At 38.6% G+C, this 16,136-nt stretch carries 16 protein-coding genes and 1 tRNA gene; 6 read left to right on the top strand and 11 right to left on the bottom strand.

What is annotated here, in order from left to right; all coding sequences use genetic code 11:
* Positions 1-13 precede the first annotated feature (13 nt).
* Positions 14-86: transfer RNA gene (locus tag BGP15_RS02290), tRNA-Lys, on the top strand.
* A gap of 390 nt (positions 87-476) precedes the next feature.
* Entirely contained in the window at positions 477-1,514 is a 1,038-nt protein-coding gene (locus BGP15_RS02285; RefSeq protein WP_286768597.1) for a LacI family DNA-binding transcriptional regulator, read from the top strand.
* Between the two features lie 95 nt (positions 1,515-1,609).
* On the opposite strand, the gene BGP15_RS02280 is transcribed toward BGP15_RS02285, so the two are convergent.
* The 4 genes from BGP15_RS02280 to BGP15_RS02265 are packed head-to-tail and all read right to left on the bottom strand — an operon-like array spanning position 1,610 to position 4,481.
* Entirely contained in the window at positions 1,610-2,455 is an 846-nt protein-coding gene (locus BGP15_RS02280; RefSeq protein WP_286768596.1) for a hypothetical protein, read from the bottom strand.
* Positions 2,452-2,835: a GntR family transcriptional regulator gene (locus BGP15_RS02275; protein WP_286768595.1), complete on the bottom strand. Its 384-nt coding sequence runs from the start codon at positions 2,833-2,835 to the stop codon at positions 2,452-2,454. The genes BGP15_RS02280 and BGP15_RS02275 overlap by 4 nt, the downstream gene beginning before the upstream one ends.
* A gap of 1 nt (position 2,836) precedes the next feature.
* Entirely contained in the window at positions 2,837-3,646 is an 810-nt protein-coding gene (locus BGP15_RS02270) for a hypothetical protein (protein WP_286768594.1), read from the bottom strand.
* The gene (locus tag BGP15_RS02265) at positions 3,630-4,481 is read right to left on the bottom strand and encodes an ABC transporter ATP-binding protein (RefSeq protein WP_286768593.1); all 852 of its coding nucleotides are present in this window, start codon (positions 4,479-4,481) and stop codon (positions 3,630-3,632) included. Before BGP15_RS02265 ends, BGP15_RS02270 begins: the two co-directional genes overlap by 17 nt.
* Positions 4,482-5,202: 721 nt before the next feature.
* On the opposite strand from BGP15_RS02265, the gene BGP15_RS02260 reads away from it, so the two are divergent.
* Positions 5,203-5,679 (top strand): hypothetical protein, encoded by a 477-nt coding sequence (locus BGP15_RS02260; RefSeq protein WP_286768592.1) that lies wholly within the window; start codon positions 5,203-5,205, stop codon positions 5,677-5,679.
* Here BGP15_RS02260 and BGP15_RS02255 read toward each other — a convergent pair whose 3' ends face one another.
* Genes BGP15_RS02255 through BGP15_RS02245 form a run of 3 tightly spaced genes read right to left on the bottom strand, consistent with a single transcriptional unit; the run spans position 5,680 to position 8,462 of the window.
* The gene (locus BGP15_RS02255) at positions 5,680-6,456 is read right to left on the bottom strand and encodes an enoyl-CoA hydratase/isomerase family protein (protein ID WP_286768591.1); all 777 of its coding nucleotides are present in this window, start codon (positions 6,454-6,456) and stop codon (positions 5,680-5,682) included. It lies immediately after the preceding gene.
* Between the two features lie 11 nt (positions 6,457-6,467).
* Positions 6,468-7,310 carry a hydroxymethylglutaryl-CoA lyase-like TIM-barrel protein gene (locus BGP15_RS02250; RefSeq protein ID WP_286768590.1) on the bottom strand — a complete coding sequence of 281 codons (843 nt, stop codon included), beginning with the start codon at positions 7,308-7,310 and terminating at the stop codon, positions 6,468-6,470.
* Positions 7,311-7,313: 3 nt separating this feature from the next.
* Positions 7,314-8,462 (bottom strand): acyl-CoA dehydrogenase family protein, encoded by a 1,149-nt coding sequence (locus BGP15_RS02245; RefSeq protein WP_070567729.1) that lies wholly within the window; start codon positions 8,460-8,462, stop codon positions 7,314-7,316.
* Between the two features lie 153 nt (positions 8,463-8,615).
* Here BGP15_RS02245 and BGP15_RS02240 point away from each other — a divergent pair, with 153 nt between their 5' ends.
* Positions 8,616-10,223, top strand: a complete 1,608-nt coding sequence (locus BGP15_RS02240) for an acyl-CoA carboxylase subunit beta (protein ID WP_286768589.1) — start codon at positions 8,616-8,618, stop codon at positions 10,221-10,223.
* Between the two features lie 86 nt (positions 10,224-10,309).
* Here BGP15_RS02240 and BGP15_RS02235 read toward each other — a convergent pair whose 3' ends face one another.
* Positions 10,310-12,238, bottom strand: coding sequence for an acetoacetate--CoA ligase (locus BGP15_RS02235; RefSeq protein WP_286768588.1), 1,929 nt, complete (start codon positions 12,236-12,238; stop codon positions 10,310-10,312).
* Between the two features lie 122 nt (positions 12,239-12,360).
* Entirely contained in the window at positions 12,361-13,407 is a 1,047-nt protein-coding gene (locus tag BGP15_RS02230; protein ID WP_115050681.1) for a ferredoxin--NADP reductase, read from the bottom strand.
* Positions 13,408-13,668: 261 nt separating this feature from the next.
* On the opposite strand from BGP15_RS02230, the gene BGP15_RS02225 reads away from it, so the two are divergent.
* Positions 13,669-14,385 (top strand): superoxide dismutase, encoded by a 717-nt coding sequence (locus tag BGP15_RS02225; protein ID WP_115050679.1) that lies wholly within the window; start codon positions 13,669-13,671, stop codon positions 14,383-14,385.
* A 53-nt stretch (positions 14,386-14,438) separates the two neighbouring features.
* Here BGP15_RS02225 and BGP15_RS02220 read toward each other — a convergent pair whose 3' ends face one another.
* A complete protein-coding gene (locus tag BGP15_RS02220; RefSeq protein ID WP_070567739.1) occupies positions 14,439-14,837 on the bottom strand; it encodes an SRPBCC family protein in 399 nt (132 codons plus the stop codon).
* A 19-nt stretch (positions 14,838-14,856) separates the two neighbouring features.
* Positions 14,857-15,507: an orotate phosphoribosyltransferase gene (pyrE, locus tag BGP15_RS02215; protein WP_070567741.1), complete on the bottom strand. Its 651-nt coding sequence runs from the start codon at positions 15,505-15,507 to the stop codon at positions 14,857-14,859.
* A 22-nt stretch (positions 15,508-15,529) separates the two neighbouring features.
* Here pyrE and BGP15_RS02210 point away from each other — a divergent pair, with 22 nt between their 5' ends.
* Entirely contained in the window at positions 15,530-16,117 is a 588-nt protein-coding gene (locus tag BGP15_RS02210) for an NUDIX domain-containing protein (protein ID WP_236560231.1), read from the top strand.
* The last annotated feature ends 19 nt before the right edge of the window (positions 16,118-16,136 follow it).

The following is a 16,136-nucleotide window of genomic DNA, read 5'->3' as shown; positions in this document are numbered from 1 at the left end:
CAAAAACAGAAAGGATTCCGTAGCTCAGCTGGTAGAGCAATACACTTTTAATGTATGGGTCCTGGGTTCGAATCCCAGCGGGATCACTAAAGAAGAGCTAATCGCGGGATTAGCTCTTCTTGTTTTAAAGATATTAAGATTCGAAAGAAGGGTCGGCCGGGTTCGATCCAATGGAGGCTCAGGGGTGCGCTTGGGAAATGAGGGGCTGAGCCAATCCCAGCGGGATCACTAAAGAAAAGCTAATCGCAGGATTAGCTTTTTTTGTTTAACACTTGCGGAAAACTTCTTTTTCATCAACAACGCTTTTCTTGATCTCCATTTGAAAACATGTTTTTTATCTTATCTTTATAATTTCAAGAATTTTCGGGCTTAATACATTAAAAACACTAACCGATAATTCAATAATAATTCTAGCGCCATCTTACCATCGTATTGACGCTAGAACAAATTACAATCAATGAAAGAGGATCGAGCACATGAAGAGATTTACGTTAAAAGAGATTGGCCAACAGTTAAACCTATCTCCAGGAACCATTTCCAAAGCACTAAACGATAGCCATGAAATAAGCGCAGAAACAAAAAAGTTAATTTTAGATTTCACGCAGAAAATTAATTATATACCAAATTTCTCCGCAAAAAGCTTAAAAACGGGGCGATCAAACACCCTAGCGATCATTGTTCCATTTATCTCAAGCTCTTTTTTCTTTGATTTTTACGAAGACATCTCCCTCATTCTATCGCAGACGAATTATAAACTCATCCTCTTGCAGACTTTTAACGATGAGAAAAAAGAAAAGGAAGCACTGGAACTTTGCATACAAAGCAATATCGAAGGAATAATCATTTCTCCTGTAAAAAATGATTCAAGTTTATCACTCTTGTTTTATATCATGGAACAGATCTGCCCTGTGATTATTTTTGACCGGATAAACCATCAACTCGACACCTTTAAAATCGGAATCCAAAACAACAAAGTCATCTATCAGGCAACAGAAGAAATGATCAAAAACAAACGCGAAAATATCATTCTTTTATTATGCAAAGATATCGGTGGAAATGTAAGCAGAATAAAAGGATATAAAGATGCCCTCTTTAATGCCTCTATTCCTTTTAAAGAAGAAAATATTGTTGAAATATCCTACTCAAGCCCCAAAGATAATATCGATGACGAACTGGAAAGCAAAATAAACACGTTATTAAATATGCCCTCCGCTCCAAATGCACTCCTCTCAACGACAGACACCTTGTCGCTAAAAGTTTTGCACATATTAAATAAATTAGAGGTGAAAATTCCTGATGACATGAACTTAATTGGCTTTAGCAACACCCCTTTTGCCAACAGTCTCAACCCATCTTTAACAACAATCACCCAGCCAACACAGCTTATGGCAGAAAAATCGGTAGAACTTCTCTTGCAGATGTTAAAGAAAAAAAACAAAAAGAATTATTTCGAATTCGAGACGTATTTTTTGGACTGCAGTATCGAACACCGAAAATCTACATCATCCCTTTAAAGAAAAGGTCAAAACCCCACTATGGAATTTTGACCTTTTCAGAAAATACCGATCTCTACTATTAACGATCGACTGCAACATCCACCAATTAAACCTTACTTAATCAATGATCGCAATGCATGTATAGGCAAATCTATTTTAGTATCATTGGATAGATTCCCGTTCAATGTTCCCCATTGCAAACTATCTAAACGGACAGATGATTTTCCTTCAGTTTTGATATTCAGAAGACCTACTTTGGCTTCAGGTCCCTTCCTATTGAAATAAACTTCTGAATTGTTTGCCACAATATCTGCACTTTGATAATTCGTACGCGGAAGTCCCAAAACACTATTCGTTGTGTTAACAAATAAACGACCGACAAGAGAATTCCCCTTACTGTCCGTCCCGCCAAGATCATCAATAGTGGAATTTGTCAGGTTCAGATTCAATGTATTTATAACGGATTTCTCCGCAAGGGAAAATACCTCAACGCTATCACCTACGACAGTCAATTCGTTCAACCTGGCGGACAACTCGTTAATACCCGCATTTTTTAATTTTAAAACCCTAAGATCAGGTGAAAAAATATAGATTGACTTATACCCCCCCTCTCCTCCTGATAAAAGATCTAAGGTAAGATTGCCAGATTGATCGACATTCGCTTTCACAAAGTCGGCTTGACTTTTATTAACTTTAACCATAAACTTATCGCTTTTCACCCAATACAACCCTACACCGCTTGCATTGGTACCTACAATATAAAGCTTATCGAAAGCTGCCAAGGGGAACGACCGGTAATAAACATCCTTTGCACCTGGCTTGGATACCTCCTGCTCAACATCAGCATTATATTTTTTCGCATCCACTCGATTTATACGAACAAGGTAGGACGCGACAAGCATCGGAACCGCGAATAAGCCTATTGCTAATCCCATTATTATTTTTGTACTTAATTTCATGACTCATTTTGATTAAAATTCTGACTTACAAACCGTCTATAACGTTGCTCTAACTCATCCAGACCGATTTCCAATAAATAAATATTACGAAAAAACAAGGGAAGATCTTCTTCTAGAAAAATTGCCTTTCTATATACCTTCACATTCTTCACCGATTCTTGTGTCAGAAAAAAACCGATCCCGCGCTTATTAGCTATAATTTCTTTCTGCTGCAACATATCATAGGTCCGCATAACAGTATTGGGGTTAACCTCCATCTGAACTGCCAATTCCCTTACTGAGGGGAGTTTTTCATCCACTTTCCAGGTCGCTAGCAAAATATGATCACATACGTACTCAGCAATCTGAAGGTAAATGGCTTTATTTGCATTGAACTCCATATTAAATCTCCTTTTCTTTCAACCTTAAAAAAGCAACCGCCCAAATCATTATGGCAAGCAACACTCCTACAGCGCCGATCAATGCAAAAATATGATTTGAATCAGACCAATAGTTATTATCCATTGTACCTACGGTATCCTGGGTCTGAGTCTTCATTAAGTAAACAAAAAGACACATCCAAACTACACAGTAAAGCACAAGAAAAATAGCCGTCTTTACATATTGATAGTTTTGGTAGACGATCCCACCAAGTAAGAAAATTGCATTCAGAAGAATTGGTACAAAACAAAAATAATAAGCCGGTTCAGGGTATTGAACCTTGAAAAAGTACTGCCATAGATCCACACTGACCGTCTCTCCTGATGGCTGTACTTCATTTACAACCACAGAACCAACGCTCCTCAAATAAGAAACAAATGCCAAATCGATCAAATAAAAGACCAATAAATATGAACCAATACTCACGACAACCGTATAGAATAAGCTGACCAGAAACTTTTCCAATTGTGACGCTGGAATCATCAGCTCAAAAATCGCCCGGGTCTTCTTCCCTAAATCAGCAAAATAACTGCTCGAGATAACCGTTACAAAAAAGAGTCCCAAGATACAAAACAACGGTGCTCTGAAATTTAGCAACGAATAAACAGTATTCTTTTTGATATCATCATAATTTGATCCCAAATTAACTGCATAAAAACCAAAAATTACCCCGGCAATAATCCCTATTGACATCAGATAAATTCGCCCAAAACCAATCCATTGTCTTCGAATCAGTCCAAAAAAACGCGTAGCATTAAATAGATTTGACATATTCATCATGTTTAATAAGGTCCGTAATTTTTTCCTTGCACTGTAACACTGCATTAAATAGCAACTCCAAATCCAGTTTCGAATCTTCTGCCGCCGAGTTTGGAAGAATAACATTAAAACCGCCTACTCCTTCTTCGGAATAGAGTGTATCCAAAGGCAACTCTCTTACTTTTTTAAAGCATAAGCGATCAGTAATCACATGCATCGGAGCGTTGAGTGCAACCTTATGATCATCAAGTAAAATAACAGCATCAATAAGATTATCCAGATCACGCACCTGATGTGTGGAGATAATTACACATCGATCATCAGTAATGGCAGAAGCCATGATCTTTCGAAACTGAATCTTAGAAGGAATATCCAAACCATTCGTTGGCTCATCCATGATGATCACTTTTGTGTTAGACGCTAAACCGAAAGAAATAATATATTTCTTTTTCTGTCCATAACTCATGCTTGCTAATTTTTGCTCAATGGGAATATCGAACTCACGAATAAGCTGATCAAAATATACCTGATCGAAGTTGGGGTAGAACCCTGCATTAGCCTTCAGAAACTCTTCTGATTTTACGGCAGGGAGATAAAACTCTTCCGGAATAAAACTAATCTCCCTTAACAAGGAAGGTTCCCTTCGATTAGGGTTATGCCCCAGCACATCAACTTGCCCCGAAACAGGATATACCAAACCGGCAATATTCTTAAGCAAAGTTGATTTGCCAGCACCATTCTTTCCCAATAGGCCATAGATATGCCCCTGCTTCAATTCAAGATCCATATGAAGAAAAAGGGGCCTTGATTTACTATAGCTGAAATTTAGATTTTGGATAGTAACCATACTACTGTATTATTTAATTAATACACTAATATAGAAACGGATTTTGTATAATTCCAAAAATATTTTAAAAAAAACACAGGCAGAGCTTTGCTTACGCTCAAGCATTATTTTAATTTAATAGCGCAGATCGGACATAATAAAACATATACATTCAATTTATATAATAAACATAATACTATGATAAACAAATTGTTATTATAATAAATTATGAAATTCTTAATCAAATAAAACATCATTTTTATCGATGTGCGTTATCCTTAAAAACAACACGCAAATCGCAACCACCTTCAAAAACCCGAAATAGCCGCATTCTCAGCTAAACAAATCAAAACCACACAAACCCTTCGGGAATGACAAACATCACCTCAGAGAGGCTAAAAACAACTAAAAATAAGGCATACAAACGATCATTAATTATTCACAAGCGAATACCTTCGTTCTCGATCATTTGGACGGCCTATTTGGTCCAGCTAATCGTTATTCTCCGCCTGATAGATAAACGGCGAATTACACATAACAACAGCATTAACCAAGAGTTAAAAACAATACAAAGAAACCTAATAACCAAAACAATAAAGTGCTTATATAAAGTAAAAATACATATAAATACAAGTCCCTTTGATCAGAAGACGTAGACAATTAATGAAAAACCAGCATCTATTCTATAAGCTGGTATAGTTTAAAATAGCTTTAAATCTATTTTATTACCATCTTTGTTTTCATGATGAATTACATTTATCCCTTCATTCTAGCGATGCATTCTTTATGGAGATGGGAAGTACTGATTATACTAGCAATTAGTCTTTCAACCTTTTTTTATAAGAAAAAACAGCAGCTTCTATTCTCCCCTATCGATCAATTTCTTGTAAAAACCACGGTTATTTCTTTCTATATTCAGCTAGTTTTAGGTATTAATCTCTATATACTGAGCCCCATCACACAGTACTTCCTACGAAATTTCGACGAAGCAGTCCACCTGAGGCAAATTCGCTTCTTCGGTATGGAGCACAGTAGCATGATGATTATGACTGCAATTTGCCTGACATTGGGTGCCCATAAAAGCAAAAACGCCGATACAAACGATCGACGTTTTAAAACATTATTAATCTGGTTTGGACTAGCTTTACTGATTATCCTTAGTTCTATTCCTTGGGAATTCTCTCCCTTGACAAGCAGACCGAGTTTTCGATCATTTTAATTAGCTATTTTTCCAGTTAGCTTTTCTTTTATTACGCATGGCATCCATTCCCTCCTTGAAATCATTGGTTTTACGCAAATCTGCCAAGCTCTCTAAGAGAAAGTTATACTTATCATCATAATCTTGCTCTTTTAGCCTTCGCAGTGCAACAAAGCCTCTCGATATAGCCAAAGGAGCATTTTTAAGAATAGTTTCTCTCAATTCAACCAAGGCAGTTTCTTCAACATCCAAAATTCCGGACAGAATACCCTTATCCAGCGCATCTCCCGCAGAAAAAGAATCTCCCCTGATACAAAGATCCATCGCTTTTCTTTCAGGCATATATTCCATTAGCAAGGCCAACACCTGAAATGGAAAGAGTCCGATTTTTACTTCTGGCAAAGAAAAACGTACATGTGGCAGTGCAAAAAAATAAGTGCAAGATAATGCAATCAAAAAACCACCTGCAATAACATCTCCCCTAACAACACAGATTGAAGGCTTATCTAAACAGGCAAATATTTCTGCCAAAGACTTTTCAACCTTTGGAATTGCCGGATTACCAATATCTACTGTAGGATCCTCAAAAGCTTTAAGATCCATACCCGCACAGAACACCGGACCTTCAGCCTCTATTTGTACTAAACGAATATCGGGATTGCTATTCGCCAGATTCAATGCATAGGCAATTTCGTTCACCATAGTCGGACTAAAAGCATTTCTTTTATCCGAACGAGCTAGCGTCAAATTGAACACATGCTGCTCAACGTGCACCTTTATAAAATTCAGTTTTTCCATCTCAAAAATCCCTACAAAATCATTTGCCTGAAGCTATGCTCCAATCCGAGTATTTCAGCATCAGTTCCTCGTCCAAAATAACGCAACAAGAGTTCTGAAGGTATATTGCCAACCAAATCATCTTTTGCAAATGGACAACCGCCATAACCAAGCAATGCGCCTTCAAATTTACGGCAACCTGCGAGATAAGCGGCTTCAATCTTAGCAAGACTCTCCGCTTGCCTCGCATGAAAATGTGCACCTATTTCCAGTTTTGGAAAACTGGCTTTAACAAAAGTGAATAATGCTGAAATCTGATTCGCATCGGCTTCTGAAGTTGTGTCTGCCAAAGAAAATTCCCGGATACCCAGATCGTATAATTTCCCAATCCATTCTTCTACCAAAAGTGGGGACCACGGATCCTTGTATGGGTTCCCAAAAGCCATGCTAATATAAATAACTAAAGATTTATGATTAGCGTCTGCCAAAAGTTTCATTTCTTTTACTTGCTGATAAGAAGCCGCCAAGCCCATATTGGTATTTCGACGTTGAAATGTTTCCGATATTGAAAATGGATACCCGAAAAAGTCGATTTTTTCCTCTAGAACGGCTTCTTCTACTCCCCGAAGATTGGCGACAATCGCCAATAACTTCACTTTTTCATTCTTTCTGATTCCTTCCAGGACTGCTTTTGTATCCGCCAACTGCGGAACTGCTTTCGGCGAAACGAAAGATCCAAAATCAATAACATCAAACAGCTCACTTTCGATTAACGTATTGATATGTTTAATTTTCTTATCTGTCTCAATAAAGTTATGAAGCCCTTGAACAGCGTCTCTTGGGCAATCAACCAATACAACTTGATCCCTCATCATATGCTATAAAATATCTTTCTCAATCTCTCTGGCGATCACCATTTTCTGAATACTTGAAGTCCCTTCACCTATGGTACATAGTTTAGCATCTCTAAAAAACTTCTCGGCAGGATAGTCCTTTGTAAATCCATAACCACCAAAGATCTGCACAGATTCATTCGAGACACTAACAGCAGCCTCCGACGCATAAAGTTTAGCCATCGCTCCAATTTTAGAAACACGGTCCCCATGATCCTTTAAATAGCCCGCCTGCCTCGTTAACAATTCGCTTGCCTCTACTTGTGTAGCCATATCTGCAAGTGCAAAAGAAACTGCCTGAAATTCGTAAATCTTTTTCCCAAACTGCTCACGCTCGTGTGCATATTTCAGCGCACACTCGTAAGCTCCGCGGGCAATACCCAAAGAAAGTGCCGCAATCGAAATACGTCCGCCATCCAATAATTTTAAAGCCTGTACAAAGCCCTGTCCTTCCTCACCGATGAGTTGATCCCGATGAATCCGACAATTATCAAAAAAAAGACAGGCAGTTTCTGAGGCACGCATCCCCAATTTATTTTCTTTCTTTCCCGCAGTAAATCCAGGTGTACCTTTCTCAACAATGAAAGCCGACATCCCTTTTTTATCCCCCTTAGCCCCAGTTCGTGCAATAACGACAGCAACACTAGAACTGATGGCATGCGTGATAAAATTTTTAGAACCATTTAACACGTAATGATCACCATCTCTCTCCGCAAATGTCGTCATTCCACCGGCGTCAGAACCGGAACCGGTTTCTGTAAGCCCCCAGGCACCGATCCATTCAGCTGTCGCCAACTTTGGAAGATAACGTTTCTTCTGTTCTTCACTGGCAAAGCTTAATATATGATTTGTGCACAAGGAATTATGCGCCGCCACAGAAAGCCCGATTGAACCACATACCTTGGAGATTTCATCCAAAACGGTAATGTATTCCTGATACCCGAGCCCTGATCCGCCATATTCTTCAGGAACGATTACTCCCATGAAACCGTGTTCGCCTAACTTTTTAAAAACTTCTATTGGAAATATTTGGGCTTCGTCCCATTCCATCACATAAGGTTTGATATGATACTGTGCAAAATCTCGTGCACTTTGTCTGATCATATCCATTTGTTGTTTATTTTCAATAAACATAAGCATGAATATTAAATTTACAATCGGTAATTCAATTCAAATATATCAAAATATTTAGGAATAAAATTGCAAATATTTTAAAATTTTATTTTAAATTTATCTAAAAATAAGAAATTCTTAATTTAACAGTTTTTAAAACCAAGATTATAAATTATGAAGGAGCTACTCGCATTACTTCGCCAAAAAAGAGAAAATTTAAAATTCGGTGGCGGCATCGATAAAATAAAAAAACTGAAAGAAAAAGGCAAAATGTCAGCCTGGGAAAGAATAGAATATCTACTGGACCCAGACCGTGAGTATCTTGAAATAGGCATGTTTGCCGGCGAAGGAATGTACAAAGAACATGGTGGATGCATAAACGCAGGATGCGCAGCGGTACTGGGTTATGTAAAATCCAAACTATGCGTCATTGTCTCCAACGACGCGACTGTCAAAGCTGGGGCATGGTTCCCAATTTCTGCCAAGAAAAATCTACGCGCACAAGAAATTGCTATGGAAAACAACTTGCCAATTATCTATTTAGTAGATTCCGCCGGTGTATTTTTACCGCTACAAGATGAAATCTTTCCGGACAAAGAACATTTTGGACGTATATTCCGTAACAATGCCCGAATGTCCTCCATGGGAATACCTCAAATTGCAGCAATTATGGGAAGTTGCGTAGCAGGTGGCGCTTATTTACCTATTATGTCCGACTACGCCTTTATCGTCGAAGGAACGGGATCTGTATTTTTAGCAGGCCCTTACTTGGTCAAATCTGCGATAGGTGAAACTGTAGATGCAGAAACACTCGGCGGAGCTTCTACCCATTCGGTGATATCCGGCGTAACAGACAATAAATTTCCCGACGACCAAAGTTGTTTAGATGCTATAAAAAATGTTATCGATAAAATCGGTGGAAATCCAAAAGCTAATTTCGACAGAAAGATAAGCCTACCCCCAAAAACTGATCCGAGTAAAATAGTAGAGATTCTTCCCGAAGACAGGACAAAACCTTATCGCATGCAGGATATCCTGAATGCAATTGTAGACGCAGAGACTTTAGAAGAATACAAACCCGATTATGGAAAAACTATTGTATGCGGCCTCGCCCGCATAGATGGCTGGGCTGTCGGGATCGTTGCTAATCAACGCGAGATCATTAAAGCCAAAAAACCTAGCAACACCATGGAAATGCAGATGGGCGGGGTTATCTATAGTGATTCAGCAGATAAGGCGGCGCGCTTCATCATGAATTGCAACCAACAGCGCATTCCACTTGTTTTTTTTCAGGACGTCACTGGTTTTATGGTAGGGAGCCGATCTGAACAAGGGGGGATTATCAAAGACGGCGCAAAAATGGTCAATGCAATGGCCAACTCCGTAGTCCCAAAATTTACATTTATTGTCGGAAACAGTTATGGCGCAGGAAATTATGCAATGTGTGGAAAAGCGTATGACCCACGACTAATCTACGCTTGGCCTACCGCCCAAATGGCAGTCATGAGCGGTGCCGCAGCAGGCAAAACACTGTTTCAAATCCAAGAATCAGCTTTAAAGGCCAAAGGTCAAGAAATTAATGAAGAAGAGAAAAACGACCTCCTTAAATCCATCGAAGACCGGTACAACGAGCAATTGAGCCCATATTACGCTGCTGCAAGACTATGGGTTGATGGAATTATAGCACCTGAAGAAACACGAAAAGTTATCAGCATGGGAATTGAAGCTGCCAACGAAAAACCTATCTTAGACCGGTATAATGTAGGTGTTATACAGGTCTGAGTGGAGTAAAGTTAAATTCGAAAACCCCTCAAACGGCAAACTTCGTCATCTGAGGGGTTTTTAAATTAGCTATTTTATAGCTATATTTAGGATCTTCTCCAGATTTTGCTAATCGCTTCAAAGTCCAACAAAGATTCTCGATTCCGCATAATGTCTACTGACACCGCTTTTTCTACGGGTATCCCCGAAAAGATTTTCTTAATAGGCAGCTCCAGTTTTTTGCCGCTTAACGTATAAGGAATAGCCGCTACTTGAAAAATATCGTCAGGCACATGTCGCGGACTATATTGCTGCCGAAGCACCCGTTTAATCTCACCTTTTAACATGTCATTCAATAAGCCAGTGTCCAATTGAACAAAAAGCAACATATCAGATGATCCATTTTCATGATCTACGCAAATAACCAAACTATCCAAGACCCCCTCGGTTCTATTTAAAACATTATAGATCTCCGCAGTACCAATACGTACGCCGCCACGGTTCAGAGTGGCATCTGAACGCCCGTACATAATTACTCCATCATGGTCAGTAATCTTAATCCAGTCACCATGACTCCAAACACCGCTATATTTATCAAAATAACTATCGAAGTATTTTTTATTCGCCCCATCGTTCCAAAAATAGATGGGCATGCAGGGCATGGGAGCTAAAATAACGAGTTCTCCAACCTCCCCATAAAGTGGATGACCATTCTCATCAAATGCTTCTATCTTAGCTCCTAAGGTGCGGCATTGAATCTCTCCTGCATAAACATCACGCAAAGTGCACCCCGAAAGAAAGGCGCTGCAAACGTCTGTACCACCACTTAATGAGACAATTTGACTTTTTGGAAACTGTACATTTAGCCATTCAAACACATCTGGCGGAAGTGGTGAGCCTGTTGACCCTATTGTTTTCGGCTGATAAGCCATGGATTTTAAATCTTGATCTTGACAGGAGATGAGATAAGCAGCCCCAACGCCAAAATGATCCACCTTACTTTCTTGTGCAAACCTCCATAAACTCAATTTGTCGGGATAATTCGTAGCTCCATCATATATACACAATGTATTTCCCATTAAAAGGGCCGAAAGCGCATAATTCCACATCATCCATCCTGTAGTAGAATACCACATAAATCGATCGCCGTCTTGCACATTTTGATGCAGTCCAAGTGCTTTCATATGTTCCAGCAGCATACCACCAACTCCATGTGTAATGGCTTTAGGCTTCCCGGTAGTTCCCGAAGAATACAAAATCCATATTGGAGCATCAAAAGGCATTGCCGTAAATTGGAGCTTAACTTGTGTAAGATCCTTTTTCAGAATCTCTTCCCAAATAGGATCATCAATCAAAACACAAGCCACTAATGATGGTAGCCGCTGCGAAAGTTGCTGAATACTTTCCGCCTTTTCAAAAAGACGTCCATTATAGTAATAACTGGAATTTGCGAAGAGTACTTTGGGTTCAATCTGCTCAAAACGTTCCTGAATACTTGCCTCCCCAAAGTCGGGCGAACAACAGGACCAAACCGCACCGATGGAATTAGCAGCCAAAAATAACGCAACTGCTTCGATGCCATTAATCAATACACCAGCTACACGATCTCCACTTTGTACACCTAATTCTTTCAAATAGACTTGGAGTTTGAGAACCATGGATTCCAACTCAGTCCATGACACCTCTCTTTTAGCATGCTGTTCAGATTGAAAGATTAATGCAGGACGCTTTTCCGTTGTGTTCCGAAATACGTGTTCAGCATAATTCAAAGTAGCCCCACTAAACCACTTTGTCCCAATAAAGCTTGTGGAATCTGCCGGTAACTCGACAATGTTTGTAGGAGCTGAATGAAATTTTAAATTAAAATAGGCGGCTATACTCTTCCAAAAATTAGCCAGTTCCGTCGTTGACCATGCCCAAAGGTCCTGATAGGATGGAAAGAATAAGCCATGTTCATTCTCCACATATTGTTTAAACTTATTGATCTCAGCTAGAGATTTTTGCTCTTCTGTTGGGCTCCAGAGTAATTTTCCCATAATAGTTAGCTATAAAACGGTTATATTCAAACTTAGGTAAATTTACGTGTATATGCAATTTTAAATAGCTATAACGCCCTATAACAACACACTGTATTTTCGGATTAAATACAGATGTTAAATTATAATACTTCAATAGCCGTATTCATTTCTACCGGATGCCCCGTGCACAAAAGTATCCTTCCTTGTTCAACTTCGCGATCTGTTAAAACCTCATTATAATCCATTCTTACTTTACCTCTTGTACACTGTGAAATACAGGTACTACACATACCGGATTTACAAGAATACGGCAACTTAATTTTATGTTCCAGCCCGATGTCCAAAATAGATTTGTTATATGGCACTTCAAGATTATAGGTTTTACCTTGAAAATATAATTCGATAGCATAGGTCGTTGTATCAACTTCCTTTTCGGTCTCGTCATCATCATCCTCTTCATTTTCGGGCAATAGAAATGTCTCTCGTTTTATCTGATTGGAATCAAATCCCATCCCCAAAAGGGTAAAACGACATAGATCCATATAAATCACAGGACCGCAGGTATAAAACAAGGCATCTTCCTTATTTCCAAACAAATGATCGTTAACAATAGCATGTATATAATCTCTATTCAACCTGGCCTTCATCAAGTTTTTACTATTGGAGTAAATCCACACAATTGTTAAACGATCAGGAAATCGGTCTGCCCAACCCTCCAATTCGGATCGAAACGGTGTTAATTCCAGCGTACTATTACTGTAAATTAACACTATTTTAGACTTACTTTCCGCAAGAAGCGCTGTTTTGAGAATAGCGTACAAGGGTGTGATGCCAATTCCAGCAGCAAACAAAAATAAGGTCCGAATCTTTTCCGGTTCAGGTTCATATACAAACAAACCCTGAGGTTCCATCGCGTTGACGATATCCCCCTCCACAATAGTATGGTGGAGCAGTCGAGATATTTCCCCATTTTCGACACGCTTAACAGTGATGCTTAAGGGCTCATTATTATCCGGCGAACTATTAAAAGAATAAGAACGACGTACCTCACGGTCACCAAACACAAAAGAAAGCGTAATAAACTGCCCAGCTTTATAGGAAGGATAGTCTCCTGCTATAGACTCAAGCTGAAAAGTAAGGTTATTATTAGGTTGGGGGATGATTTTTGAAATCCTTAATGTATACATAGATCAAACTTAGCTAAATTTGATTTTATAAACAATTATAATTCTTTAGCCAACCTGTCCTATAACTGCCATGAAATGCCTTTAAAACAATAGAAATTAGGGGTAGCAAAATTACCGTACATCAAAATTCGAAACAAAGCATGCTGCTCTACAGATGAATTTATAACAATTTTGTTGTATTACAATTAACAGACAATTCTTGGACAATATTTGCAAAATTTCACGTTATATTTATATCAAAACTAATCACAATAAGATTATATGCAAACACGCAGAAACTTCCTTCAAAATGCAGCAAAAGCTACGCTAGGCATCGCTGTATCTGGATCAATATTACAAGATATTGCTTCCGCGAAAGCTACTGAATTACATGCCGCTACCTTAAAGTTTTCCCAAGTAAAATTACCATTCAGTTATGCCGCTTTGGAGCCTAATATTGATGCGTTGACGATGGAAATCCATTATACAAAGCACCATATGGCCTATATTAATGCCGTTAACGAAGCCATTCTTGCTGAAAACATCAAGGAAGCCTCAGAGGAGCAACTTCTAGCAAACATATCTAAGTACTCTCCAAAAGCAAGGAATAATGCTGGAGGAGCCTGGAACCATAACTTTTTTTGGGAAAGTCTGTCCGATAAGCCGAGCCAGCCATCCGAAAAATTATTGACTATGATCAATAAGACATTTGGTTCTCTAGACAAATTCAAAGAACAGTTTGCCGCTGCAGCAACCTCACGATTCGGTTCGGGATGGGCCTGGTTGCTTTTGGATGACTCAGGTAACTTAAAAATTAGCTCTACTCCAAACCAAGACAATCCTTTAATGGATGTTGCAGAGGTAAAAGGTATTCCCATTTTAGGTCTTGATGTATGGGAGCATGCTTATTACCTGCACTATCAAAACAAAAGAGCTGATTATATTAAAAATTGGTGGAATATTGTGAATTGGAAAAAAGTCAATGAAAGACTAGCATAAAAAAAGCTCGATTATTACTAATCGAGCTTTTTTTATATTCGCTATGAACCAACCTACCCTAGCTTTTCTTTTAATTTGTTGACCTGAAAGTCAACCAATTTTTGAAGCGGCCCAGAAGCGATCATTTTCATCATCATGTTGAGATCAGCATCTATGATAAAGGTTGCCTTTGTCACTGTATCAGCAATAACTTGCAATTCCCAACGAAGAGTTACGTCAAAAGGTGCCTTCTCTAAAGGAGTCAACTTAATAAGATGATTCTCAACACGCTCTTCTACGCGAAGAGCCAATTTTGCCATATTCTGTATTGTAAATCGCGCCTCGTCCGTAGTCGAAGACCAATTGTAGATATTTTCAGGCATCAACTGCTCATGATTGTTGAGATCCGCCAAAAACGCATACACCTCGCCGACATTTTTGTTGATTTCTGTTGTATTCTGAATAGTAGTCATAACGATAAATTAATCCTCTTTATTGAAAATTGTCGCCCCAAGTAGCCGGGTTCAATCGCCACTTTTTCAAGATCTCAATATCCTCTTCCAATACATAACTATTTTCAGCAGCGACCTGAATCAAAGCATCATAATTACATAGACTGAAATAAGGACATTTTGCATCAGCAAAATTATCAGTAGCTTGTTGCAATCCATAAGTAAAAATAGACACCAAGCCAACAACATTGCAGCCAGCCTCACGTAACGCCTTTACAGCCACTAAACTACTCTTACCTGTCGAAATTAGATCTTCAATTACAACTACGCGTTGACCGCTAACTACTTCACCTTCAATTAAATTCTGACGACCATGATCCTTAGCTGAGCTTCTGACATAAGAAAATGGTAGTCCCAAATCCTGTGCTACCAAAACGCCTTGTGGAATACCTGCCGTAGCAACTCCAGAAATCATATCCACTGATCCAAACTCTTCTTGAATAAGCTTAGAAAGCTTTTGACGAATGTATGTACGAATCGCAGGATGAGATAAAGTGATACGGTTATCACAGTAAATTGGAGACTTCCAACCCGACGCCCATGTAAAAGGACTTTTAGGTTGCAATTTTATTGCTTTAATTTGCAATAAGGATTCAGCAACTTTTTGTTCAACCTCATTTAAATTATTCATGGCGCAAATTTATAAAATTTATATGAACGAAACCGTGCTAATTTTAGCAGATTTTGTTCCATCGAAAATCAAAAACCCACAAACAATTAGTTTTCAAGAGATTGACCTCCAAAAACTTTTCAAACAATCTGAAATTGATAAAGTTCCAAAAACATATCTCTACATCAACAAGGATTTTGAAACCGTATTTCAAAACTTAAAAAATAAAATTAAGCTCATTAAAGCTGCAGGTGGGCTGGTGAAAAATGGTGATGGAGACTATCTTTTTATCTACCGATTAGGAAAATGGGATCTTCCGAAAGGTAAAGTGGAAGAAAATGAAAAAATGCGGGAAGCAGCTGTACGCGAAGTTGAAGAGGAATGTGGCATCAAAATCAACTACTTAGGAAAAAAAATCACCACATCATACCATACCTATTTTTTGCGAAATGGAGAATTCGTCTTAAAAGCAACGAACTGGTATGAAATGGGAGTCAACAAAGTCCCTAAATTGATTCCGCAAACTGCAGAAGATATCACAAAAGCAGAATGGCGTCATGTGGACCAATTTGAAGACATACGCAACAATACTTACCCTATTATCGAAAATATCCTAAAAAAGGCAAAATAAATTGCCTTTTTTAGGATCA

Origin of the sequence: Sphingobacterium sp. 40-24 (assembly GCF_001899705.1) — a bacterium.
GTDB classification, from domain to species: Bacteria; Bacteroidota; Bacteroidia; order Sphingobacteriales; family Sphingobacteriaceae; genus Sphingobacterium; species Sphingobacterium multivorum.
The sequence above is the reverse complement of the archived record's forward strand: the minus strand, read 5'-3'. Positions and strand labels throughout refer to the sequence as shown.

Excerpts from the sequence above, each read along its gene's own strand:
- BGP15_RS02225 (WP_115050679.1), top strand. The coding sequence starts at position 13,669 with ATGCAAACACGCAGAAACTTCCTTCAAAATGCAGCAAAAGCTACGCTA.
- BGP15_RS02245 (WP_070567729.1), bottom strand. The coding sequence starts at position 8,462 with ATGTTTATTGAAAATAAACAACAAATGGATATGATCAGACAAAGTGCA.
- BGP15_RS02260 (WP_286768592.1), top strand. The coding sequence starts at position 5,203 with ATGATGAATTACATTTATCCCTTCATTCTAGCGATGCATTCTTTATGG.
- BGP15_RS02255 (WP_286768591.1), bottom strand. The coding sequence starts at position 6,456 with ATGGAAAAACTGAATTTTATAAAGGTGCACGTTGAGCAGCATGTGTTC.
- BGP15_RS02220 (WP_070567739.1), bottom strand. The coding sequence starts at position 14,837 with ATGACTACTATTCAGAATACAACAGAAATCAACAAAAATGTCGGCGAG.
- BGP15_RS02270 (WP_286768594.1), bottom strand. The coding sequence starts at position 3,646 with ATGTCAAATCTATTTAATGCTACGCGTTTTTTTGGACTGATTCGAAGA.
- BGP15_RS02275 (WP_286768595.1), bottom strand. The coding sequence starts at position 2,835 with ATGGAGTTCAATGCAAATAAAGCCATTTACCTTCAGATTGCTGAGTAC.
- BGP15_RS02210 (WP_236560231.1), top strand. The coding sequence starts at position 15,530 with ATGAACGAAACCGTGCTAATTTTAGCAGATTTTGTTCCATCGAAAATC.
- BGP15_RS02285 (WP_286768597.1), top strand. The coding sequence starts at position 477 with ATGAAGAGATTTACGTTAAAAGAGATTGGCCAACAGTTAAACCTATCT.
- BGP15_RS02240 (WP_286768589.1), top strand. The coding sequence starts at position 8,616 with ATGAAGGAGCTACTCGCATTACTTCGCCAAAAAAGAGAAAATTTAAAA.
- BGP15_RS02265 (WP_286768593.1), bottom strand. The coding sequence starts at position 4,481 with ATGGTTACTATCCAAAATCTAAATTTCAGCTATAGTAAATCAAGGCCC.
- BGP15_RS02280 (WP_286768596.1), bottom strand. The coding sequence starts at position 2,455 with ATGAAATTAAGTACAAAAATAATAATGGGATTAGCAATAGGCTTATTC.
- BGP15_RS02230 (WP_115050681.1), bottom strand. The coding sequence starts at position 13,407 with ATGTATACATTAAGGATTTCAAAAATCATCCCCCAACCTAATAATAAC.
- BGP15_RS02250 (WP_286768590.1), bottom strand. The coding sequence starts at position 7,310 with ATGATGAGGGATCAAGTTGTATTGGTTGATTGCCCAAGAGACGCTGTT.
- pyrE (WP_070567741.1), bottom strand. The coding sequence starts at position 15,507 with ATGAATAATTTAAATGAGGTTGAACAAAAAGTTGCTGAATCCTTATTG.
- BGP15_RS02235 (WP_286768588.1), bottom strand. The coding sequence starts at position 12,238 with ATGGGAAAATTACTCTGGAGCCCAACAGAAGAGCAAAAATCTCTAGCT.